Consider the following 22,242-nt stretch of genomic DNA (forward strand, 5'->3'; position numbering starts at 1 on the left):
TCCAACTTTTGTACGACAGTCCAACCGTGGTCCAGCTTCCTCTTGGCCGCATTCAACCCTCTCATTCACGCCGATCAAGGATAGTCCATGCGCCTGCCTTTGCCGCTCGAACTGCCTGCCACCCTGCAACCGCTGGTCGCGCGTAATCAGCAGTTTCTGCTCGATGCGCTGGCTGGCCACCCCGAACTTGACCTGACGGCCTGGAGCCCGGTCCACCGGCAGCAATTCGACCAGGTGGCGGCGGCCAGCGACTTCGTCCTGGGCCTTGCCCAGCGCGAGCCGGCCATGCTGTTTGCGCTGGTGGCCAGCGGTGAGCTGGAGCGACGTTATGTAGGGGGCGAGCTGCGCGCGCACATCGCCGCCGCGGCACAGGCAGCGCAGAGCGAAGAGGAACTGGCGCGCAACCTGCGTCGCGAGCGCAACCGCCTGCAACTGCGCATCATCTGGCGCGACATCACTCGCCAGGCCGAGCTCGGCGAAACCTGCCGCGACCTGTCCGACCTGGCCGATGCGGCCATCGACGAAGCCTATCAATGGCTGTACCCGCGCCATTGCCAGCAGTTCGGTACGCCGATCGGCCACCGCAGCGGCCAGCCGCAGCATATGGTGGTGCTGGGCATGGGCAAGCTGGGGGCGGTGGAGCTGAACCTGTCGTCGGACATCGATCTGATCTTCGCCTTCCCCGAAGGTGGCGAAACCGAAGGGGTCAAGCGTTCACTGGACAACCAGGAGTTTTTCACCCGCTTGGGCCAGCGGCTGATCAAGGCGCTGGACCCGGTGACCGTCGATGGCTTCGTGTTCCGTGTCGACATGCGCCTGCGCCCCTATGGCTCGGCCGGTTCGCTGGTGCTCAGCTTCAACGCCCTGGAGCAGTACTACCAGGACCAGGGTCGTGACTGGGAGCGCTACGCCATGATCAAGGCGCGGGTAGTGGCGGGCGACCATGACGCCGGTGCGCAGTTGCAGGGCATGCTGCGCCCGTTCGTCTACCGCCGCTACCTGGACTTCTCTGCCATCGAGGCGCTGCGCACCATGAAGCAGCTGATCCAGCAGGAGGTCCGACGCAAGGGCATGGCCGACAACATCAAGCTCGGTGCCGGCGGCATCCGCGAGGTGGAGTTCATCGCCCAGGCCTTCCAGCTGATCCATGGCGGACGCGACCTGAGCCTGCAGCAACGGCCTTTGCTCAAGGTGCTGGCGACCCTGGAGGGCCAGGGCTACCTGCCGACAGCGGTGGTGCTTGAGCTGCGCGAGGGGTATGAATTCCTGCGTTATACCGAGCATGCCATCCAGGCCATTGCCGACCGCCAGACGCAGATGCTGCCGGACAGCGAACTTGATCGCGCGCGGGTGGCCTACATGCTCGGTTATGCCGACTGGCAAAGTTTCCATGACCATCTGATGCACTGGCGTGGCCGTGTCGACTGGCACTTCCGCCAGGTGATCGCCGACCCGGATGACGAAGACGGCGAAGGCGAACTAGTGGTCGGCGGCGAGTGGTCGCCGCTGTGGGAGCAGGCACAAGATGAAGAAGCCGCTTGCCGGCAGCTGCAGGAGGCCGGTTTCAAGAAACCCGCCGAAGCCTTGCGGCGCCTGGCCGGGCTGCATGGCAGCCCGCAGTTGCGCTCGATGCAGCGCATCGGCCGTGAGCGCCTGGATGCCTTTATCCCTCGGCTGCTGGCCCAGGCCGTGGAGCACGAGAACCCGGACCTGGTACTGGAGCGGGTGCTGCCGCTGGTCGAGGCCGTGGCACGGCGTTCTGCCTATCTGGTGCTGCTGACCGAAAACCCCAGCGCCTTGCGCCGGCTGTTGACCTTGTGCGCTGCCAGCCCGTGGATTGCCGAGCAGATCGCCCGCTACCCGTTGCTGCTCGATGAACTGCTCAATGAAGGCCGGCTGTTCAGCCCGCCGATGGCGCCGGAACTGGCGGCCGAGTTGCGCGAACGGCTGACGCGCATCCCCGAGGACGACCTTGAGCAACAGATGGAGGCGCTGCGCCACTTCAAGCTGGCCCACAGCCTGCGTGTGGCCGCCTCGGAAATCAGCGGCAACCTGCGGTTGATGAAGGTCAGCGACTACCTCACCTGGCTGGCCGAGGCCATCCTCGACCAGGTGCTGGCCCTGGCCTGGCGCCAGACCGTGTCCCGGCATGGCCAGCCCAAGCGCAGCGACGGCAGCCTGTGCGACCCGGGGTTCATCATCATCGGCTACGGCAAGGTGGGCGGCCTGGAGCTGGGCCACGGCTCGGACCTGGACCTGGTGTTCATCCACGACGGCGACCCGCAGGCCGAAACCGACGGCGCCAAACCGATCGACAGCGCGCAGTTCTTCACCCGCCTTGGGCAGCGCATCATCCACCTGCTGACCACCCAGACCAACTCAGGCCAACTCTACGACGTCGACATGCGCCTGCGCCCCTCCGGCGCGTCGGGCCTGCTGGTCAGTTCGTTGGGCGCGTTCGAGCGCTACCAGCAGAACGAAGCCTGGACCTGGGAGCATCAGGCCCTGGTGCGGGCCCGGGTGCTGGTGGGCTGCAAGCAGCTGGCCACGGCATTCGAAAGTGTGCGCGCCAAGGTGCTGGGCCAGCCCCGCGACCTCGACAAGCTGCGCAGCGAAGTCAGCGAGATGCGCGCCAAGATGCGCGACAACCTGGGCACCAAGGCGACGGCTGCAGGCACTGCCAGCAACGCTTTCGACAACGGTATGGCGTTCGATATCAAGCAGGACGCCGGCGGTATCGTCGATATCGAATTTATGGTGCAATACGCCGCTCTGGCCTGGTCCCACGACCATCCGGCCATTCTTCGATGGACCGATAACATCCGCATTCTGGAAGAGCTGGAGCAGGCCAAGTTGATGCCGGCCAGCGATACGATCCTGCTGCGCGAGGTGTACAAGGCGTTTCGTTCTGCTTCACACCGCCAGGCCTTGCAGAAAGAGGCCGGGGTGATCGACGCGACGCTGTTTGCCGATGAACGCCGCGAGGTGCGGCGGATCTGGGGTGAGCTTGGGCTGACTTGAGATTGTTGGGGCCGCTTTGCGGCCCTTTCGCGACACAAGGCCGCTCCTACAGGAGATTGCATTCACTCTGTAGGCGCGGCCTTGTGTCGCGAAAGGGCTGCAAAGCAGCCCCAAAGGTCCATGTCCCACCACCGGTGGTACACTGTCCGCCACATAGCCTGAATATAAAGAGGGGAGGCCAGGCTGTAGCGCAGCCTGTAGCCTCCCCGAGCGTTTCTGGACTAAGCATGAGAATACTGATCATTGGCCCCAGCTGGGTCGGCGACATGGTGATGGCGCAGACCCTGTTCCAGTGCCTGAAACAGCAGCACCCCGACTGCGTGATCGACGTGCTGGCCCCCGAGTGGAGCCGGCCGATCCTTGAGCGCATGCCCGAGGTACGCCAGGCCTTGAGCTTCCCGCTCGGCCACGGTGCGCTGGAGCTGGCCACGCGCCGGCGTATCGGCAAGTCCCTAGCCGGCCAGTACGACCAGGCGATCCTGCTGCCCAACTCGCTGAAGTCGGCGCTGGTGCCGTTCTTCGCCGGCATCCCGAAGCGCACCGGTTGGCGTGGTGAAATGCGGTTTGGTTTGCTCAACGATGTGCGCAAGCTGGACAAGGCCCGCTACCCGCTGATGATCGAGCGCTTCATGGCCTTGGCCTACGCGCCGGACGCCGAGCTGCCTAAGCCCTATCCACGGCCCAGCCTGCAGATCGAGGCGCCGAGCCGCGAGGCCGCCATGGCCAAGTTCGGCCTCGAACTGGATCGCCCGGTGCTGGCGTTGTGCCCAGGCGCCGAATTCGGCGAGGCCAAGCGCTGGCCCGCCGAGCACTATGCCGAAGTGGCCGATGCCATGATTCGCCGAGGCTGGCAGGTGTGGCTGTTCGGTTCGAAGAACGATCACCCGGTCGGTGAGCAGATCCGTGACCGGCTGATTCCGGGCTTGCGTGAAGAATCCTACAACCTGGCGGGTGAAACCTCGCTGGCAGAAGCCATCGACCTGATGTCCTGCGCCCATGCCGTGGTGTCCAACGACTCTGGCCTGATGCACGTGGCCGCAGCGCTGAACCGCCCGCTGGTCGCGGTGTACGGCTCGACTTCCCCGGGCTTCACGCCACCGCTGGCAGAACACGTGGAGATCGTGCGCACGGGCATCGAGTGCAGCCCGTGCTTCGACCGTACCTGCCGCTTCGGCCACTACAACTGCCTGCGTTTGCTGGAGCCTGGCAAGGTGATCACGGCGCTGTACAGCCTGGGCGGGCCGAACCTGATCGATACCGTGGCCGAGGTCGACTAAGTGCGGGTACTGATCATCAAGACCTCGTCGCTGGGCGACGTGATCCACACGCTGCCGGCACTCACCGATGCTGCCCATGCCATCCCTGGCATTCGCTTCGACTGGGTGGTGGAAGAGGGCTTCGCCGAAATCCCCAGTTGGCATCCGGCGGTCGACCGGGTCATCCCGGTGGCCATTCGGCGTTGGCGCAAGAACCTCTGGCAGACCCTCAAGAGCGGTGAGTGGAAGGCCTTCAAGCAACGTCTGCGCGAGCACAAGTACGACCTGGTGATCGACGCACAGGGGCTGGTCAAATCGGCCTGGCTGACCCGCTACGTCAAGGCGCCGGTGGCCGGGCTCGACCGCTTCTCGGCGCGCGAAGGCCTGGCCAGTCGCTTCTATGACCGGCGCCTGTCGGTCGCGGTCGGCCAGCACGCGGTGGAACGCGTACGCCAGCTGTTCGCCATGGCCCTGGCCTACGACTTGCCGGAAGGCATCGGCAACTACGGCCTGGACCTCGACCGCCTGCAGCTGCCACCGGCCGCGCCCTACGTGGTGTTCCTGCATGGCACCACCTGGGCGACCAAGCACTGGCCCGAAGCCTACTGGCGCGAACTGGCCGAACGCCTGGGCCGGCGCAAGCTGCAGGTGCGCCTGCCATGGGGCAACCCAGCCGAGAAGGCACGTGCCGAGCGTATCGCCCAGGGCTTGAACAACTGTGAAGTACTGCCCAAATTGAACCTTGCCGGCGTCGCTCGCGTGCTGGCAGCGGCCAAGGCCTGCGTGGCGGTGGACACTGGCCTGGGCCATCTGGCCGCGGCACTGGATGTGCCGACCATTTCGCTGTTCGGCCCGACCAACCCGGGCCTGACCGGCGCCTACGGCCGCGTCCAGGTCCACCAGGCCAGCGACTTCCCTTGCGCGCCGTGCCTGCAGAAAAAGTGCACCTATAAACCGAGCGCCGACGATGTGCGCCGGTTCGATCTCAAACGCGAGTGGCCTTTGTGCTTCACTCGCCTGAATCCCGAGCATGTGGCGAGCCGCTTGAGCGCGCTGCTGCTGGCTGAGGATGTCCGTTGATGCAACTGGCTTTCGTGCTTTACAAGTATTTCCCCTTTGGCGGGCTGCAGCGCGATTTCATGCGCATTGCCCTGGAGTGCCAGAAGCGGGGCCACCAGATCCGTGTCTATACGCTGATCTGGGAGGGTGATATTCCGCCGGGCTTCGAGGTGCTGGTGGCGCCGGTCAAGGCGCTGTTCAACCACCGCCGCAACGAGAAGCTCAGCGCCTGGATGGCGGCAGACCTGGCCAAGCGCCCGGTCGACCGGCTGGTGGGCTTCAACAAGATGCCGGGGCTGGACGTGTACTACGCCGCCGACGGCTGCTTCGAGGACAAGGCCCAGACCCTGCGCGGCGGTTTGTACCGGCGCTGGGGCCGCTACCGGCACTTTGCCGATTACGAGCGGGCCGTGTTCGCCAAGGATGCGCACACCGAAGTGCTGATGATTTCCGAGGTGCAGCAACCGCTGTTCATCAAGCACTACGGCACGCCGGTCGAGCGCTTCCACCTGCTGCCGCCGGGCATTTCCCAGGACCGCCGCGCGCCGGCCAATGCCGCCGAGATCCGCGCCGAGTTTCGCAAGGAATTCAACCTGGGCGATGACGACCTGCTGCTGGTGCAGATCGGCTCGGGCTTCAAGACCAAAGGCGTGGATCGCAGCCTCAAGGCTTTGGCCGCGCTGCCGTCGGCGCTGCGCAAGCGCACCAGGCTGATGGTCATCGGCCAGGACGACCCCAAGGTGTTCCAGCTGCAGAGCGCCACCTTGGGCCTGGGCGATCAGGTGCAGTTCCTCAAGGGTCGCAGCGACATCCCGCGCTTCCTGCTCGGTGCCGATCTGCTGATCCACCCGGCCTACAACGAGAACACCGGCACGGTGCTGCTCGAAGCCCTGGTCGCCGGCCTGCCGGTGTTGGTGTCCAAGGTCTGTGGCTACGCCCATTACATCGCCGAGGCCGACTGCGGCCTGGTGCTGGATGAGCCGTTCGAGCAGGAGCAGCTCAACCGCTACCTGCAGCGCATGCTCGAAGAGCCGCAAACGCGTGCCGAGTGGTCGCGCAACGGCCTGGCCTTTGCCGAGACCGCTGACTTGTACAGCATGCCGCAGCATGCTGCCGACGTGATCCTGGGGCAGGAGACCGCATGAAGCTGATACTGGCCGAACCCTTCAAGCGCCTGTGGGCCGGGCGTGATGCCTTCGAGGCCGTGGAAGCGCTGCAAGGGGAGGTCTACCGCGAGCTGGAAGGGCGCCGCACGCTGCGTACGGTGGTCGAAGGCGAAGGTTTCTTCGTCAAGATCCACCGCGGCATCGGTTGGAGCGAGATCTTCAAGAACCTGCTCACCGCCAAGCTGCCGGTGCTCGGCGCTGGTCAGGAGTGGCAGGCCATCCAGCGCCTGCATGAGGTTGGCGTGCCGACCATGACGGCGGTCGCCTATGGCGAGCGAGGCAGCAACCCGGCGACCCAGCATTCGTTCATCGTCACCGAGGAGCTGGCGCCGACCGTCAGCCTGGAAGACTTCAGCCTCGACTGGGTCAAGCAGCCGCCCGAGCCGCGCCTCAAGCGTGCGCTGATCGGCGAAGTGGCGAAGATGACCGGCGGCATGCACCGCGCCGGGGTCAACCACCGCGACTGCTACATCTGCCACTTCCTCCTGCACACCGACCGCCCGGTGACGGCGGATGACTTCAAACTGTCGGTCATCGACCTGCACCGTGCCCAGACCCGGGCGAAAATCAGCCGCCGCTGGCGTGACAAGGACTTGGCCGCGCTGTACTTCTCGGCGCTGGACATCGGCCTGACCCAGCGTGACAAGCTGCGCTTCCTGCGCGGGTATTTCCAGCGCCCGCTGCGCCAGATCCTCGTCGACGAGGCGGCGCTGCTCGCCTGGCTCGAACGCAAGGCGCAAAAACTCTACGACCGCAAGCAACGCTATGGGGATGCACTCTGATGGCGGGTTGGACACTGGCGCCGGGCTATGAACAGCTGGCGGCGGACTTCGGCAGTCTTGATGCGGTGTTCGCCCTGCAGGGCGAGCGCCTGACCCACGACCCACTCAGCGAGGTCATCCGTGTCGAGCGTGGCGGCGTCCACTACTACGTCAAGCGCTACACCGGTGCCGGCAAGCATATGCGCCGCTACCTGGGCCGACCGCGGATCAAGGCCGAATGGCAGAACCTCAAGCAGTTCGCCAAGTGGGGCATCCCTACCGCCGAAGTGGTCGCCTGGGGCCTGGAACGCAAAGGCCTGGCCTTTGGCCGTGGCGCGATGATCACCCGCGAGCTGCCGAACACTGAAGACCTGTCGGCGCTGGCCGAGCGCAACGACCCACGTCTGGCCGACCGCCACTGGGTCAAGCATGTCACTCACCAACTGGCGCGCTACACCCGGGTCATGCACGAGCATCGTTTTGCCCACAACGACCTGAAGTGGCGCAACCTGCTGGTCGACGACCTGGGCACGCTATTTTTCATCGACTGTCCGACCGGCGACTTCTGGCGTGGATTCATGTGGCGCCACCGGATGATCAAGGACCTGGCGTGCCTGGACAAGGTCGCCAAATATCACCTGTCGGCGACTCAGCGTCTGCGTTTCTACCTGCAGTACCGCGGGCGCCATCGCCTGAACGTGCGCGACAAGCGGCGCATTCGCCAGGTGCTGAGTTTCTTCGAGGGAAGGGAATGACCGATTACCTGGCCAGCGCGGACCTCGCGCTGCTCAAGCGCCATGGCCTCAACGACTTCGAGGCGCTGTGGGCGCTGCAGCTCGATGCCGTGGACGAACCCAATACCGGCCGTGGCGGCTGGAGCAGCGTGTTCCGCCTGGAGCTCGAAGGCAAAGGCTACTACCTCAAGCGCCAGAGCGACTACCTGACCCGCACCCTGCACCGACCCTTCGGCGAACCGACCTTCGCCCGCGAGTTCCGCAACATCAGCCGTTACCAGAAGCTGCAGATCCCGGCCCTGCAGGCGGTGTTCTACGGGGAGCGCAAGCAGGACGGCCAGCACCGGGCGATCCTGCTGACCCGCGCGCTGGACGACTGGAGCGACCTGGAAAGCCTGCTGGCCCAGTGGCCCGAGCTGACCGAGGCCGAACGTGGCGGTATCCTCCAGGCCTGCGGCCTGCTGGCGCGGACGTTGCACGGCGCCGGCCAGGTGCATGGCTGCTTCTACCCCAAGCACATCTTCCTGCGTCGTCGCCGTGACGGCTGGGATGCGCAACTGATCGATCTGGAAAAGACCCGACCGCTGCTGTTCGGCATGCGCGACCGGCTCAAGGACCTGGAGCCGCTGCTGCGCCGTGCTCGCGCCTGGAGCGAGGCGGACGTGCGCCAGCTGCTGGCCGCCTACCTGGTACAGCCGGCCGAGGGCGCCAAAGTCGAAAACTGGCTGCAACGCCTGACGCAACGCCGTCGTGAAAAAGAGGCCCGCTGATGCGTTTGTCTGAATTGAAAGCCGCCGGACGCAGCCCATCGCTGCCCTTGTCCGTGACCCTGGCCGATGCGGCCGGCAGCGCCGACCTGCAGCTGCTCAGCCTGCTGCGCGTATTGCCAGGCCAGCGTTATGTGGGCGCCGGCGTCTGGCGTGGTACACCGGTGCTGGCCAAGCTGTTGGTGGGCAGTAACGCCGCGCGCCATTTCCAGCGTGAGCTGGACGGGGTGAAGCTGCTGGCCGAACAAGGCCTGACCACACCGAAGCTGCTGGCCGACGGCCTGAAGGAAGGCGAGGGTGGCTGGCTGTTGTTCGAGTTCCTTGACGGTGCCGAAAGCCTGGCCGATGCCTGGGCAGCGGTAGAGGGCCTGCCGGTACTGGCGGACGAGCAGCACCTGGTGCTCGGCGAAGCGCTGACCGCCGTGGCGCAGATGCACGCCAAGGGCCTGTGGCAGGAAGACCTGCATCTGGACAACCTGCTGCGTCACGGCGGCAAGCTGTACCTGATCGACGGCGCCGGCATCAAGGCCGAGACGCCCGGCCAGCAGTTGTCGCGCCCGCGCGTGCTGGAAAACCTCGGCGTGTTCTTCGCCCAGTTGCCCAAGCGCCTGGAGCCGTTCATCGAAGAGCTGCTGGTGCACTACCTGCTGGCCAACGCCGAGCATGCGTTGCCGATGGAAGCGCTGCAGAAGCAGGTGGACAAGGTGCGCAACTGGCGCCTGAAGGATTACCTGGAAAAGGCCGGCCGCGAATGCACGCTGTTCAGCGTCGAGCGCAGCCTGTCCGGTTTGCGCGCGATTCGCCGTGGCGAAGTCGAGGCCATGCTGCCGGTGCTGGAGCAGGCCGATGCGCTGATCGACCAGGGCCACCTGTACAAGACCGGCGGTGCGGCCAGTGTGGCGCGCATCGAGGTGGGCGGCCGCACCCTGGTGCTCAAACGCTACAACATCAAGAACACCGCGCACTGGTTCAAGCGCTTCTGGCGACCTAGCCGCGCCTGGCACTCCTGGATCGAAGGCCACCGTCTGGCGTTTCTCGACATCGCCACGCCGCGCCCGTTGGCGGTGCTGGAGCAGCGCGTCATGGGCCTGCGCAGCCGGGCTTTCCTGGTCACCGAATTTGCCGATGGCCCGGACCTGACGGCCTGCTTCGCGCCTTACGTGGAAAACGGTGATGCGCCTGAGGAACAGGTCGATGCGCTGGTGCACGTGATGCAGCAGCTGATCCGCGAGCGCATCAGCCACGGCGACTTCAAGGGCCATAACCTGTTCTGGCAGAACGGCCAGTGGTCGCTGATCGACCTCGACGCCATGTGCCAGCATGCCACCCAGCTCAGCTTCGCGCCGGCCTATGCCCGGGACCGGGCACGGCTGCTGCGCAACTGGCCGAGTGGTAGCGCCTTGCACCAGCGGCTCGACCGCTTGTTGCCGAAGCTGGCCTGACGAAACCCCCACGACCCCTGTGGGAGCAACTGTCTTGCTCAATTTCTAAAAGTTGACGCGATTCCTGTGGGAGCGGGCTTGTCCCGCGAACACCGGCGAAGCCGGTGCCATGCTCCGCGCTGCCTGTTTCGCGGGGCAAGCCCGCTCCCACATGGATCACGCTGAGCCCTGCAATTGGGCTGTATTCTCGGGCCCTATCGCCGGCAATGGCAACTTGGCCGCCGCAGTCTTTCAGCCAAGTTTCAATGGCACATCCGGCAACGGTATCCAGTCGCTGCTCCGCCCGGCCTGGCGCACACGGATCAGCCACTTGCCTGCCTCCCAGCGCAATACCGCCCAAGGCACCACACCCGCCTCCTGTGCCGTCGGGATCGGTAGATGCAACCGATCCTGCAGCAGATGCCGGCGAACGAGCACTTGCCCTTTGCGCAGCACCAGATACAGCTGCCCATCAGCCTCATACAAGCCTTGCGCCACCTCCAGCGGCACGCCCTCGAGCGCCTCGCTCAGGTAGCAGTCATCCAGCAACTGCTGCAGGTCCGGCAGCCCGTCATACCAGAGTAGTGGTGAGTCGATCACCCATTGCCCGTCGGTCTTGCGCTTCACTGGCTGCTGCAAGTAGGCATCCGGCTGTTCGGGGTCGATGACCCGCCAGCGCTGGCCATCGAAGCTGACCTTGTAGTGGCGGTTGTCCTTGTCCTTGACGAAGTACTGCGACATCCCGCCAAACGGCGAGACCTGCTCGTACACACCCTCGCCGTAGATGCCATCGATGCGGTAGCGCAGGGTGCTGACATCCACCTGCACCTCGAAGCGTTTGGGCAAGGGTAACGGCGGTTGCCTGGGCATGCCGCGCAGGGTGCGTCGCAGCAGGCCGGAGCCGGCGTAGCTGATGGCAGCGTCGTTGGCATGGCTGAGGGTGTTGTAGGCATGGCGCAGGACGCCTTCTGCATCCTTCTGTTTGAACGCGTTGACGCCGTCCCAGACATCGATGGCCATACGCCCGACGGACAGGGCCAGCAAGGCCCGGCTGGGCAGCAACAGGCCGATGAAGTCGAGCAGGCGCCAGGACAGGTCGAGGATCGACTGTGCGTCGACCTCCCGGGTCGTCCTGCTATTGGCATTGGCATCGGCCAGCATGGCACGGGCTTCGGCCATGTAGCAGGCATAGAACAGGTCGTCTTCGATCTCCGGGGTTCTCAGGGATGTGCTGAGCTTGCCTTTGCTCAACAAGCGCCTTACCTGCGCGGCAGGCAGCAGCGGCAAACGCTGGACGACGTAGTCGCTCAGAGGGGGCTGCTGGCGTAGGGTGCGCAGTAGCTCGCGAGTGTTGCGGAATCGGCGCCAAGCCCTGCGGTCCGGTGCATCAGGGGTGTACAACACGCAACTGGGGGAGCGCTGGGCGGTGGTGTTGATCAATAGCACGCCTTGCAGCGTATGCCCCATGATGCGCAGTTGCCGGGCCTTGATCGCATAGCCGGCCACCAGTGGGCGCAAAGCGTTGTGTGGATGATCGATCACGGCGTTCGCCCATTGATAGCCATGTTCGAAGGGGTCGTCGCCGAAGTGCCCGGCATAACGGGCCTTGGCCGCTTCGGCACGCAGGCGCGCACGGTTGACCAGGGCATGATTGCGCAACCGCCACTTGCCAGCCTTGGACGTGATCAGCTGGGTTTGCAGGAAGTCTCTGTAACTGCCACCCACGTTCAGGTCCCTGATCAGGCCCTTCACATAAGCCGCCGACAGTTCGGGCGGCAGCGCCTTGCCCTGACGGTGTGTCACCTGTGCGGTCAGCCAATAGTCGGTATCGAACCAGGGCAAGTTGCGCAGGGCCAGTTGGTCCAGCGATTGGGTCTCCTTGACCATTTCGATCATTTCATCGCCCACCCGCAGCAAGCCGTGGTAGGCGATATAGGACGAGGTGGCGAACGGATGCAGTATGGCCCCGGTTCGCCGCGTGCGGACCACGCTGACCTCAATCTGTTCGGGTGGGCTGTCGATGCCCAGGTCGCTGCGCAAGCGCTCACCCAGGCGCGCTCTGGCCCAGGCGAGCAGGCTGTGTTGCTGGGTGAACGCCCGGATGTCGAGAATGCCAGGAGCCGCCGCTCGCTCGGCTGCTACCACCAGTTCCTGCATGGTTTGCATGATGTGACTCAGCCCTTGAGTGCCGGCATTGCGCAGCCAATTGGGGAGGTTCTTTTCCAGCAGTAGCGAGTAACGCGTGCGCACCAAGGCCTGGCTGTCGATGTCGCGATCCAGCGCCATGGCGGCGTTCATCCGCTCGCGAGTAGCGTCGAGCCAAAGGTTCGGGTCGTTGAAGCGTTGGCGCTGGGCCTCGATGACCACGTCGATCTGCGCTTCGAGCAGGCTGTCGGCGTACCAGTCATAACGCAGGCGCTGTGCCTGGCGGGCACGCTCGGCCTGAGTGGCATCGCTGTAGAGGCGTAATAGCGACTGGCTCTGCAAGGGGTCTTCGAGCCTTTCACACAGCTCCCGATGAAGCTCTGCGAGGGTGTCGAACGCTTCGATGCCTTGGGTCAGGCTACAGAGCAGCACCGGCCCTGTCGTGGCTTGCCCGGTGAGCATCCGGCCTTCTTCGGTACCGCCGATGACGACCAGCGTGCCTGGCAGGTAACTGCGCCAGTTGGGATGAAAGCCTTCGATCAGTATGCGGTACACCTGCGAGCATTGGCCCAATGGCAAATGCCTGCGCTGACCGGCCAGGGGAAAGGCGAGGCAGGTGTATAGCAGCGCGGCCTGCTCGTCGGTCAGGGTCTGGTCATCCAGGCGCAGCCGGGCTTCGGCGACCAGTTGGGCATTACGCAGCCGCAGCAGGTGTTGCCGGGGCGTCAGGCCTTCGTCGTCCGGTGTGCTCCAGAAACTGGCCAGGTCGCCATGCAGGCGAGAGCGTGTGGCTGCATCGTCGGTCTGTGGTGCCGGGAGATTTTTCAGTAGATCACGGATCTGTTGATCGATCCGTTCGAGTTGTTCGAGAGGGCGCATGCGGGCTGGTCCTGATGACAAGGTCGCCCATGCTGAAAACGCCTGGCGCCTGTCAGGTGCTAGCCCGCTACCTCAGCTGCGCCAGAACAGAGCCCGTGCGCTGAGCAGTGCGGGAATGCCGAGCCCGACCCAGGCCAGCACGTCCCAGCCACCGTCGCCGAGCAGCGCGGCGAACAGCCCGACGGCGCCCAGCAGTGCTATCAGCAGTGGCCAGGTGAACAGGCGCGAGGTGGATTGTGAACGGTGGCTCATGGTCGGCCTCCCTTGCCTTTTCGCCGCTTGCCCCACCACAGGTAAAGGCCACTGGCGAGGACGATGATGGTCAATACATCGAGCACTGCCCAGAGAATCTGCATCGGCCGCCCGCCATAGTCACCGAAGTGCAGCGGCTGCGACAGGCCCATGGCGTCCATGTACCAAGGGCGCTCGCCGACGGCGGTTACTGCCAAAGTCTGTGCATCGATCAGGACCGGCGTCAGCAGGTGCGAGGTCAGGTGCGTGGCGCCTTTCATGAACACCGCATAGTGATGCTCGCTGGAGAAGCGTGTGCCGGGGAAGGCGATGAAGTCCGGGCGCATGCCGGGCGCGGCCTGCTCGGCGATGGCCAGCAAGTGGGTGGCCGGCGCGCGTTCGGTGAGTGGCGGGGCACCGCGGTACGGCTCGACCATGGCGGCCAGGCTGTCGTTGCGCCAGGCAGCGATGACCAGGTCGGAGAGTGCGCTGATCACACCCGTGACGCCTACCGTCAGTGCCCAGGCCAGGGTCACCACGCCGATCAGGTTGTGCAGGTCGAGCCAGCGCAGGCGCCGGGACTTGTCGTGGCGCACCGTGGCGAAGGACAGGCGGCGCATGAACGGTGCGTACAGCACCGTGCCGGAAACGATCGCCACGACGAACAGCACACCCATGAAGGCCAGCAGCAATTTGCCGGGCAGGCCGGCGAACATGTCCACATGCAGCCGCAGCATGATCATCATGAAACCACCGTTGGCGGCTGGCATGGCCACGGCCTCGCCGGTGCGCGCGTCGAGCATGAAGGTGTGCGATGAGTTGGGCTCGGTGCCGGCGGTGGCGGCGGTGATCGCCATCACGCCGTTGGGTTCGTCTTCATCGAAGCCGAAGTACTGCATCACCTCGCCAGGACGGTGCTGCTCGGCCTTGACCACCAACTGTTGCAGGTCAAGGTGGGGTGTGGCCGCCGGCAGCTCGCGCAGTTCGGGGGCATCGCCGAGCAGGTGTTCCAGTTCGTGATGGAAGATCAGTGGCAGGCCGGTGAGGGCCAGCAACAGCAGGAACAGGGTGCAGACCAGGCTGCTCCAGGTGTGGATCACCGACCAGCGGCGGATGGTTGGGCTTTTCATTACATTTTGTTTCTCGATGTTCAGAAAGACCAAAGCCGTCCACAGGGGACGGCTTGGTCGGCGATCTCACAACGTCACAGGCTTACCACTTGTAGGTGGCACTGGCGACGACGCTGCGCAGGTCGCCGTAGTAGCAGTAGAACGCGTCACAGGTGGAGATGTAGTCCTTGTTCAACAGGTTGGTGGCGTTGACTGCCACCGAGGCGCCCTTGAGGCTGTTGTCCAGGCGGCCCAGGTCGTAGTGCACGGCCGCGTCGAAGACCGTGTAGGCGTCGGCTTTACCCAGGTAGGTATTGGCCTGGTCGCCGTAGGTATTGCCGGTATAGCGTGCGCCGGCGCCGACACCGAAGCCATCGAGCACACCCGTGTGCCAGGTGTAGTCGGCCCACAGCGAGGCTTGCTGGTTGGGCATCAGTTGCAGACGGTTGCCTTTGTACAGGCCGTCCTGCACTTCCGACTTGGCCAGGGTGTAGGCCGCGATCACCTTCAGGTTGTCGGTGACGTCGGACACGGCTTCAAGCTCCAGGCCGTGGACTTTCACTTCGCCGGTCTGGCTGGTGACGGTGACGTTGCCAACGTTGTTAGTGACCGAGACGTTTTTCTGCGTCAGGTCATAGATGGCAGCCGACAGCAAGGTGTTGGAGCCTGGCGGCTGGTACTTGATACCCAGCTCCCACTGCTTGCCTTCGGTCGGTTTGAACGATTCTTGCGGGTCGACGCTGGCATTGCTGGCCGGCTGGAAGGACTCGGCATAGGACAGGTACGGCACGAAGCCGGAGTCGAAGACGTAGCTGATCGCCGCGTTGCCGCTGAAATTGCTGTCGCGCTGGGTGTTGGTGGCATCGCCCTTGTTGAAGAACTTGGTGCCGGTATGCACCCAGTCTTCACGCCCGCCCAGGGTCAGGCGCCAGTTGTCGAGGGCCATCTGGTCCTGGACGTACAGGCCGGTCTGGTAGGTCTTCTGGTTGTAGTCGTAGAACGCATCGGAGCGGGGCGGGCGGGTGATCGGCAGGCCGTATTCCGGATGGTTGACGTTGATTGGCGGCGCCGAGCCGAAGATGGCCAGGTAATTGGTGTTGCTGCGCTGGTGGTCCAGGCCGAGCAACAGAGTGTGGTTGACGGCGCCGGTGGCGAAATCAGCCTGGAAGTTGTTGTCGACCGCGAACTGGCTGATGTCTTCATCGACATTGGTGGTGCCGCGACCGACATTGCCTTCGTCGTCCACCACCATGCCGAACTCTGGCAGGTAGCTGTTGACGGTGACCGTCTGGAACTCCAGGTCCGACTTGGTGTAGCGCAGGTTCTGGCGGAACTGCCACACGTCGTTGATGCGGTGCTCGAACGCGTAGCCCAGCGCGTAGTAGGTGCGGTCATAGAAATCGTAGTCGGGGTCACCGAGGTTCTTGTGGTGCGAGATGTCGCCGAACGGCATGTCGATCTTGGTGCCCTGGATCGGCCGGAACTGGCTGGTGACGCCGGTATCGTCGCGGGTGAACTGGGTCAGGAAGGTCAGCGAGGTGTCTTCGTCGATATTCCAGGTCAGGCTCGGGGCGATGTTGTAGCGCTTGTCGTCGATGTGGTCGATCTGTGTGCCGCCATCACGGACCACGCCGCTGAGGCTGTACAGGAACTGGCCCTGCTCGTCGAGTTTGCCGGTGCTGGCGAAGTTGATCTGGCGGTGGTTGTCGCTGCCGTACTGCAGTTCGATTTCGTTGGCGCTTTCGGCCTGCGGGCGACGGCTGACCATGTCCAGCAGGCCGCCGGGCGGGGTCTGGCCATAGACCGAGGATGCCGGGCCGCGCAGCAGGGCCAGGCGGTCCAGGTTCCAGGTTTCGGCCTTGGGGTTCGCGTAGACACCGCGTGGCAGCGGCAGGCCGTCGAGGAACTGGGTTGGTTCGAAGCCACGTACGCGCATCCAGTCATAACGGGTGTCGCTGCCGAAGCTGGCGGAGACGATCCCCGGCATGTAGCGCACGGCGTCATCCAGGCTGTGCACGCCACGGTCGCTCATCTGCTGGCGGGTGGCGACGGAAATCGAGCGCGGTACTTCGACGAGTGCGGTATCGGTTTTGGTACCTGCAGCGGTGCGCTTTGCGGTGTAGCCCTCGACGGGGCCCCAGGCGCTCTCGTAGCTGGAGTTGGCGTCGATCGTGGTTTCCGGCAACGCCAGTGTCCCTTCTGGGGTCGCCACCAGGCTATAGCTGCCGACGCTGCTCTGCTCCAGTTGCAGTCCAGTACCGCGCAGGGCGGCTTGCAGCGCACCGAGGCCGTCGTACTGGCCGTTGACCGGCGCCGATTGGCGGCCACTGACCAACGCCGGATCGATGGCCAGGGCAATGCCCGATTGGCTGGCGATCTGGTTCAGGGTGTTGGCCAATGGGGCGGCAGGTAGCTTATAGGTGCGCGGAGCCGATTGCTCGGCGGCGAACAGGGCAGGGCTGGCCAATGGGGCGGCCACGGCGATGGCCAGGGCCATCAGGCTGGGACGCAGGAAACGATCAACAGCGCGGGACATGCAGCGGCTCCTCGACGGATAAGTGCTTTCTGCTTCCTTGCCGAGCGAGATCTGTGAAGTGACAGGGGTAATCTGCAAAAAAGTGAGAATTGTTCGGGTTTGGTTGCAGCCTGCTCTGGCCCTATCGCCGGCAAGCCGGCTCCCACGGGTAGGTCACTGCTCTCAAGAGCTGTGCTTTCCCTGTGGGAGCCGGCTTGCCGGCGATGAAGCCAACACGGTTTTATTTGGGAACTACGGTCACCCACCACGGCGCATGCCGCTCGATCTTCACCGGCAATGCCGGCACCAGCGAGGCCAGTGCCAGGTCGGTGTCGGTCAGCGGGAAACTGCCTGTGACCCGCAGGTTGGCGACTTCATCGGCCACGCCCAGGTGCCCGCTGCGGTACTGGCCCAGCTTGGCCAGCAAGTCGGCCAGGCGCACGTTGTCCACCACCAGCATGCCGCGGGTCCAGGCATCGGCACCGGCCTGCACCGGGTCGACCTGGCCAAGGCCATTGGTGCTCATCAGCACTTGCTGGCCTTCGCGCAGTATCTGCTCGTCACCACTGTTCAGCGGCATAGCGGCGACCGAAGCCTGCAGCACCTCCAGGCGCGTGCCGCGATCTTCGCGGCGCACCAGGAAGCGCGTGCCCAGTGGGCGCAGGCGGCCATCGTCGGTGCGTACCAGTAACGGGCGAGGGTCCAGGTGACCGGTTTCGACCGAAATTTCACCCTGGTGCAGGACCAGTACGCGTTGATCGCCCTGGTAATCGATGTCGACCGCCGTGTGGCTGTTGAGGCTTAGCAGCGTGCCGTCTTCAAGACGCAAGGTGCGCAGCTCGCCGGTGGCGGTGCGCTGGTCGGCCAGCCAGTAGCTGGGCGACAGCGATGGCCCGCCGACCCAGGCCAATAGCGAGCCGAGCAGCAGCATGCCAGCCAATCCGCTGCCAGTCTTGGCGATGCGCCGGCGCAGGCCGGCGCGCGATTGCAGCAGCGCCTGACGGGCCGGGCCGGCGGCAGCACTGACGCGTTGGTCGAGGGCGCCAAGCTGGCGCCAGGCGCGGGCGTGTTCTTCGCTGGCGGCGTGCCAGCGCATGAATTCGTTGCGATCATCGTGCGTGCCACTGCCGTCGTCCAGGCTCATCTTCCAGGCGATGGCGGCTTCAAGGACGCGGGACGAAACCGGTGAGCCGTTCACGTCGGCTCCCCGTACAGAGCGATATAGCATTGGCGCATGCCTTGAGCGATGTATTGGCGCACTCGCGATACCGAAACCCCCAGGCGCTCGGCGATCTCGGCGTGGCCCATGCCGTCCAGGCGGTTGTGCAGGAAGGCCGCGCGGGCTTTGCTCGACAGCTTGCCGAGCAGGCGGTCGATGGCCTTGAGGTCTTCGAGGATCAGGTGCTGGATTTCCGGGGAGGGATGTTCGGCTTCCGGCAAACGGGCAAGTTCGGCCAGGTAGGCCTGCTCCAGCGCCGCACGGCGGAAGTGGTCGAACATCAGGCCCTTGGCCACGGCGGCGAGGAAGGCGCGGGGTTCACGAGGGGTATCCAGCTGTGCGCGGCCGAGCAGGCGCACGAAGGTGTCCTGGCTCAGGTCTTCGGCACGTTGGCGGCAGGCCATGCTGCGCTGCAGCCAGGCGAGCAGCCAGCCGCGATGGTCGCGATACAGCGCACCGACCAGATCGGCATGTGGGCTTTGTGCTGAAGACACGCAGCGTCCCCCGGAACGTATGCATTAACTAACGATAATTATTCGCGATTGTTGCAGAGGCGGGGGGTGCCGTGCAATGGACGCTTATCGGAATGCCAGCATGCTGGGGCTGAAAATTGAGGTTGTCAGTGCTGGCCCTATCGCCGGCTTGCCGGCGATGGGGCCAGACCTGAGCTAAAGGCAGTGACTCTGCGCCTTGCGCCGCCGCCATCCGCGCAAGCGCTGTTCCAGTTGCAACGGGCTGTCCAGCTGCTGACGGCGGGCCTGACTCAGCAGGATCAGCGCCAGCTCCGCCGTCACCTGGGCATCGGCACTGGCGTGGTGGCGCTCTTCGATGTGCAGGTCAAAGCGGGCGACCCAATCGTCCAGCCCGGCTTCGCGCAGTACGGTATCGGGGTTGAGCATCGGCGCCAGTTCGGCCACATCGAGAAAGTGCTGCTGCAGCCGGTAGCCAAGGCTCTGCTTGAGTGCCCGGGCCAGCATGCGTTGGTCGAACGGCGCGTGGAACGCCAGCACCGGGCTGGCGCCGATGAATTCGAGCAGATCGAGCAAGGCTTCGGCTGGGTCGCACCCGGCAGCCAGGGCACTCGGCCCCAGGCCATGGATCAGTACGCTGGCGTTGGTCTTCTGCGTCGGACGGTGCAGGGTGCGCTCGAACTGCTGGGAAAAGTCGATGGCCCCGTCTTCAATGGCAACGGCGCCGATCGACAACACCTGATCGCGGCTGGGGTTCAAGCCGCTGGTTTCCAGGTCGAGTACGACCCAGCGTTGTTCGCGCAAGGAACAGACACCCAGCGGCGCAGGCTTGGGCAGGTGCGCAAGGCGCTCACGCAGGGCGTGGTCCAGCGGCGCAGCGGCAGGGCGCAGCCAGGCGAACAGGCTCATAGCTGGTACCGCAGGGCCAGGCTGCTCTGCAGGCGCTGGGCCTGGCGCAGGGACTCGCGCAGGATACGCCGATCCAGGTGATTGAGGCTGTCCGGGTCGAGCCGGTTGGAATACGGCAGGTTGTCGCGGCTCTGGCGTTGGTGTTGCTGCATGCGGGTTTGCTGGATGAAGTGGTAGGCCTCTTCATAGGCTGCGCCATCAAGTGCTTCGATGACGCCTTTGTCGACCAACTGGCGCAGACGCTCCAGGGTGTTGCAGGCGCCAATGCCATTGGCCAGCGCCAACAAGCGGGCGCCATCGACGAAGGGCGTCAGGCCCTGGACCTTGAGGTCGAGGGTGGCGGCCTTGTCGTTGCCCTGGCGGGTCAGCACGAAGTCGCGCAAACGGCCTACCGGTGGCCGCTGGCGCAGGGCATTGTCGGCCAGCATGCGCTGGAAGATACGGTTGTCGGCCACCTGTTCGAGCAGGCTGTGGCGCAGCTGCTCGCAACCCTGTTCGTCGCCCCAGACCACACGCAAGTCGAAGTAGATACTCGAACCCAGCAGGTTTTCCGGGCTGGCCTCGCGGATGAAGCCGGCGAAGCGCCGTGTCCATTCGGCGCGCGACAGGCACAGCTCCGGATTGCCGGCCATGACATTGCCTTTGCACAGGGTGAAGCCGCACTGGGCCAGGCACTGATTGATGTATTGGGCCAGTGGCAGCAGGCGGGCGCGGATGCTCTCGGCTTCGGCGCTGTCGCGGGCTTCGAACAGGATGCCGTTGTCCTGGTCGGTGTGCAGCGTCTGTTCGCGCCGGCCTTCGCTGCCAAAGCACAGCCAGCTGAAGGGCACGCCGGGGTCGCCGCGCTCGGCCAATGCCAGTTCTATCACCCGGCAGACCGTGTGGTCGTTGAGCAGGGTGATGATCTGGGTGATCTGGGTCGAGGAGGCGCCGTGGGCGAGCATGCGCTCGACCAGTTGACCGATTTCTCCGCGCAGCGATACCAGGGTGTCCAGGCGCGGCGCGTGGCGGATGGTGCGCGCCAGGTGCACCAGGTCGACCCGTTGCAGGGAAAACAAGTCGCGTTCGGAAACCACGCCGCACAGGCGCTGGTTGTCCACCAGGCAGACGTGGGCGATGTGCCGCTCGGTCATGGCCATGGCCGCGTCGAAGGCACTGGCTTGCGGGCTGAGGTAGAACGGCTGGGCGGTCATGTGTCGGTCGATCGGCGCACCGAGGTCGGCGTCGGCCGCTGCCACCACCTGGCGCAGGTCGCGCAAGGTGAAGATGCCCACCGGGTAGCGCTGTGGGTCGACCACCACGATGCTGCCGACCTGCTGCTCGTGCATCAGCCGCACGGCCTCGCGCAGGGGCGTATCCGGGGCGCAGATCACGGGGTGCCGCATGGCCAGTTCGCCCAGCGGTGTGTTCAGCGAATATTGGGTGCCGAGGGTTTCCACTGCACGTTGGCGCACTTGCTGGTTGATCTGGTCGAGCAGGCTGCTGACGCCGCGCAGCGCAAAATCTCGAAACACATCCGACATCGAGAACAGGCGGATGAAAGCTGCCTTGTTCAATTGCAGGCAGAAGGTGTCTTCACCGGCGAGGTGCTCGGTACGGGTAGCGCGTTCGCCGAGCAGGGCGGCCAGCGGGAAGCATTCGCCGCTGGTGATCTCGAAGGTGGTTTCCACGCCCGGTTTGACCAGGTGCTGGCGTTCGCCGACCACGCGCCCCTGCTTGACGATGTAGAAGTGCTCGACCGGGCCATCCACGGGTTTGAGGATGCTTTCGCCGCTGGCGTAGAAACGCAGCTGGCACTGTTCCACCAGAAAGCCCAGGTGGCTGTGCTCCATCTGGTTGAACGGTGGGAAGCGCTGCAGAAACTGCAGGGTACCCTGGATGTTCTGCAGGACGGCTGTCCTGCCCGCCTGGCTGTAGGCGTCCTTTTTGCTCATGAAACTGACCGTATCGCTACGCCGAACTATATATATCTATATATAGGTGCCGGCCTTGTTGTTCTCGGCCCCCATGGTCGGCTGGCGGCCGTGTGGTGCCCATTGGACGTAAGTCTATGAGCGGGCTGTGATCAATTTCGCAAGGTGCGGTCCTACCGACTGAGCGGGCTATTTTTTTGACGAGACGACCATGGTTGAGCATGACGACATCCTGAGTGAAGCCGAACGTGAAGCTTTGGCCGTGGTGAGTGCGCCGGTTGCGCCGAAACCTGTGGTGCTGGTGGTCGATGACAACCCGGTGAACAGCGGGGCCTTGAGCTTGTACCTCAAGAGCAGGGGCATCGACAGCATGGTGGCCGATGGCGCGCAGGAGGCGATGTTCAAGCTGCACTACGAGCCGCGCATTGCGTTGATGATCACCGACCTGCGCATGGAGCCCAAGGATGGCCTGGAGCTGATCCGGCAGATCCGTGAGTCGGAGCGGGCGGCGTTGTCGATCATCGTGGTGTCGGGCGACACCGATGTGAAGGAGGCGGTGGACGTGATGCACCTGGGGGTGGTGGATTTCCTGCTCAAGCCGGTGGACCTGGGCAAGTTGCTGGGGCTGGTGAAGAAGGAATTGAAGCTCGAGTGATCGAGGGTCGGG

Annotated in this window: 17 protein-coding genes; 9 read left to right on the forward strand and 8 right to left on the reverse strand. The window is 64.7% G+C overall.

The window, feature by feature from the left end; all coding sequences use genetic code 11:
- Positions 1–87 precede the first annotated feature (87 nt).
- The 8 genes from glnE (at position 88) to ACIPZG_RS18640 (ending at position 10,206) form a co-directional block, all read left to right on the forward strand.
- Complete coding sequence (glnE, locus tag ACIPZG_RS18605; RefSeq protein WP_400715984.1) at positions 88–3,021, forward strand: bifunctional [glutamate--ammonia ligase]-adenylyl-L-tyrosine phosphorylase/[glutamate--ammonia-ligase] adenylyltransferase; 2,934 nt, start codon at positions 88–90, stop codon at positions 3,019–3,021.
- Positions 3,022–3,248: 227 nt separating this feature from the next.
- Complete coding sequence (waaF, locus tag ACIPZG_RS18610) at positions 3,249–4,298, forward strand: lipopolysaccharide heptosyltransferase II (RefSeq protein WP_400715986.1); 1,050 nt, start codon at positions 3,249–3,251, stop codon at positions 4,296–4,298.
- Complete coding sequence (gene waaC / locus ACIPZG_RS18615) at positions 4,299–5,357, forward strand: lipopolysaccharide heptosyltransferase I (protein WP_400715988.1); 1,059 nt, start codon at positions 4,299–4,301, stop codon at positions 5,355–5,357.
- Entirely contained in the window at positions 5,357–6,481 is a 1,125-nt protein-coding gene (locus tag ACIPZG_RS18620) for a glycosyltransferase family 4 protein (RefSeq protein WP_400715990.1), read from the forward strand. The genes waaC and ACIPZG_RS18620 overlap by 1 nt, the downstream gene beginning before the upstream one ends.
- Positions 6,478–7,284, forward strand: a complete 807-nt coding sequence (gene rfaP, locus ACIPZG_RS18625) for a lipopolysaccharide core heptose(I) kinase RfaP (RefSeq protein ID WP_400715992.1) — start codon at positions 6,478–6,480, stop codon at positions 7,282–7,284. Before ACIPZG_RS18620 ends, rfaP begins: the two co-directional genes overlap by 4 nt.
- The gene (locus ACIPZG_RS18630; protein WP_400715994.1) at positions 7,284–8,018 is read left to right on the forward strand and encodes a lipopolysaccharide kinase InaA family protein; all 735 of its coding nucleotides are present in this window, start codon (positions 7,284–7,286) and stop codon (positions 8,016–8,018) included. The genes rfaP and ACIPZG_RS18630 overlap by 1 nt, the downstream gene beginning before the upstream one ends.
- Positions 8,015–8,767 carry a lipopolysaccharide kinase InaA family protein gene (locus tag ACIPZG_RS18635; protein WP_400715996.1) on the forward strand — a complete coding sequence of 251 codons (753 nt, stop codon included), beginning with the start codon at positions 8,015–8,017 and terminating at the stop codon, positions 8,765–8,767. Before ACIPZG_RS18630 ends, ACIPZG_RS18635 begins: the two co-directional genes overlap by 4 nt.
- Positions 8,767–10,206 (forward strand): lipopolysaccharide kinase InaA family protein, encoded by a 1,440-nt coding sequence (locus tag ACIPZG_RS18640; RefSeq protein WP_400715998.1) that lies wholly within the window; start codon positions 8,767–8,769, stop codon positions 10,204–10,206. Before ACIPZG_RS18635 ends, ACIPZG_RS18640 begins: the two co-directional genes overlap by 1 nt.
- A gap of 231 nt (positions 10,207–10,437) precedes the next feature.
- Here ACIPZG_RS18640 and ACIPZG_RS18645 read toward each other — a convergent pair whose 3' ends face one another.
- The 8 genes from ACIPZG_RS18645 to ACIPZG_RS18680 all read right to left on the reverse strand — a co-directional run bounded on the left by ACIPZG_RS18645 (position 10,438) and on the right by ACIPZG_RS18680 (position 21,596).
- Positions 10,438–13,209 (reverse strand): dermonecrotic toxin domain-containing protein, encoded by a 2,772-nt coding sequence (locus ACIPZG_RS18645; protein WP_400716000.1) that lies wholly within the window; start codon positions 13,207–13,209, stop codon positions 10,438–10,440.
- Between the two features lie 72 nt (positions 13,210–13,281).
- Positions 13,282–13,461 (reverse strand): hypothetical protein, encoded by a 180-nt coding sequence (locus ACIPZG_RS18650; protein ID WP_400716002.1) that lies wholly within the window; start codon positions 13,459–13,461, stop codon positions 13,282–13,284.
- Positions 13,458–14,570 carry a PepSY-associated TM helix domain-containing protein gene (locus tag ACIPZG_RS18655; protein ID WP_400716004.1) on the reverse strand — a complete coding sequence of 371 codons (1,113 nt, stop codon included), beginning with the start codon at positions 14,568–14,570 and terminating at the stop codon, positions 13,458–13,460. Before ACIPZG_RS18655 ends, ACIPZG_RS18650 begins: the two co-directional genes overlap by 4 nt.
- Before the next feature lie 82 nt (positions 14,571–14,652).
- Entirely contained in the window at positions 14,653–17,085 is a 2,433-nt protein-coding gene (locus ACIPZG_RS18660; RefSeq protein ID WP_400716006.1) for a TonB-dependent siderophore receptor, read from the reverse strand.
- Between the two features lie 220 nt (positions 17,086–17,305).
- Entirely contained in the window at positions 17,306–18,262 is a 957-nt protein-coding gene (locus tag ACIPZG_RS18665) for a FecR domain-containing protein (RefSeq protein WP_400716008.1), read from the reverse strand.
- Complete coding sequence (locus ACIPZG_RS18670) at positions 18,259–18,777, reverse strand: RNA polymerase sigma factor (RefSeq protein WP_400638868.1); 519 nt, start codon at positions 18,775–18,777, stop codon at positions 18,259–18,261. The genes ACIPZG_RS18665 and ACIPZG_RS18670 overlap by 4 nt, the downstream gene beginning before the upstream one ends.
- Positions 18,778–18,951: 174 nt before the next feature.
- The gene (locus ACIPZG_RS18675; RefSeq protein ID WP_400716010.1) at positions 18,952–19,662 is read right to left on the reverse strand and encodes a PolC-type DNA polymerase III; all 711 of its coding nucleotides are present in this window, start codon (positions 19,660–19,662) and stop codon (positions 18,952–18,954) included.
- Positions 19,659–21,596 carry a putative nucleotidyltransferase substrate binding domain-containing protein gene (locus ACIPZG_RS18680; RefSeq protein ID WP_400716012.1) on the reverse strand — a complete coding sequence of 646 codons (1,938 nt, stop codon included), beginning with the start codon at positions 21,594–21,596 and terminating at the stop codon, positions 19,659–19,661. The genes ACIPZG_RS18675 and ACIPZG_RS18680 overlap by 4 nt, the downstream gene beginning before the upstream one ends.
- A gap of 190 nt (positions 21,597–21,786) precedes the next feature.
- Between ACIPZG_RS18680 and ACIPZG_RS18685 the strand changes: the two genes are divergently transcribed.
- Positions 21,787–22,230 carry a response regulator gene (locus ACIPZG_RS18685; protein ID WP_400638871.1) on the forward strand — a complete coding sequence of 148 codons (444 nt, stop codon included), beginning with the start codon at positions 21,787–21,789 and terminating at the stop codon, positions 22,228–22,230.
- Positions 22,231–22,242 lie beyond the last annotated feature (12 nt).

The sequence above is a fragment of the Pseudomonas sp. NPDC089395 genome (assembly GCF_044749525.1).
Lineage (GTDB): Bacteria > Pseudomonadota > Gammaproteobacteria > Pseudomonadales > Pseudomonadaceae > Aquipseudomonas.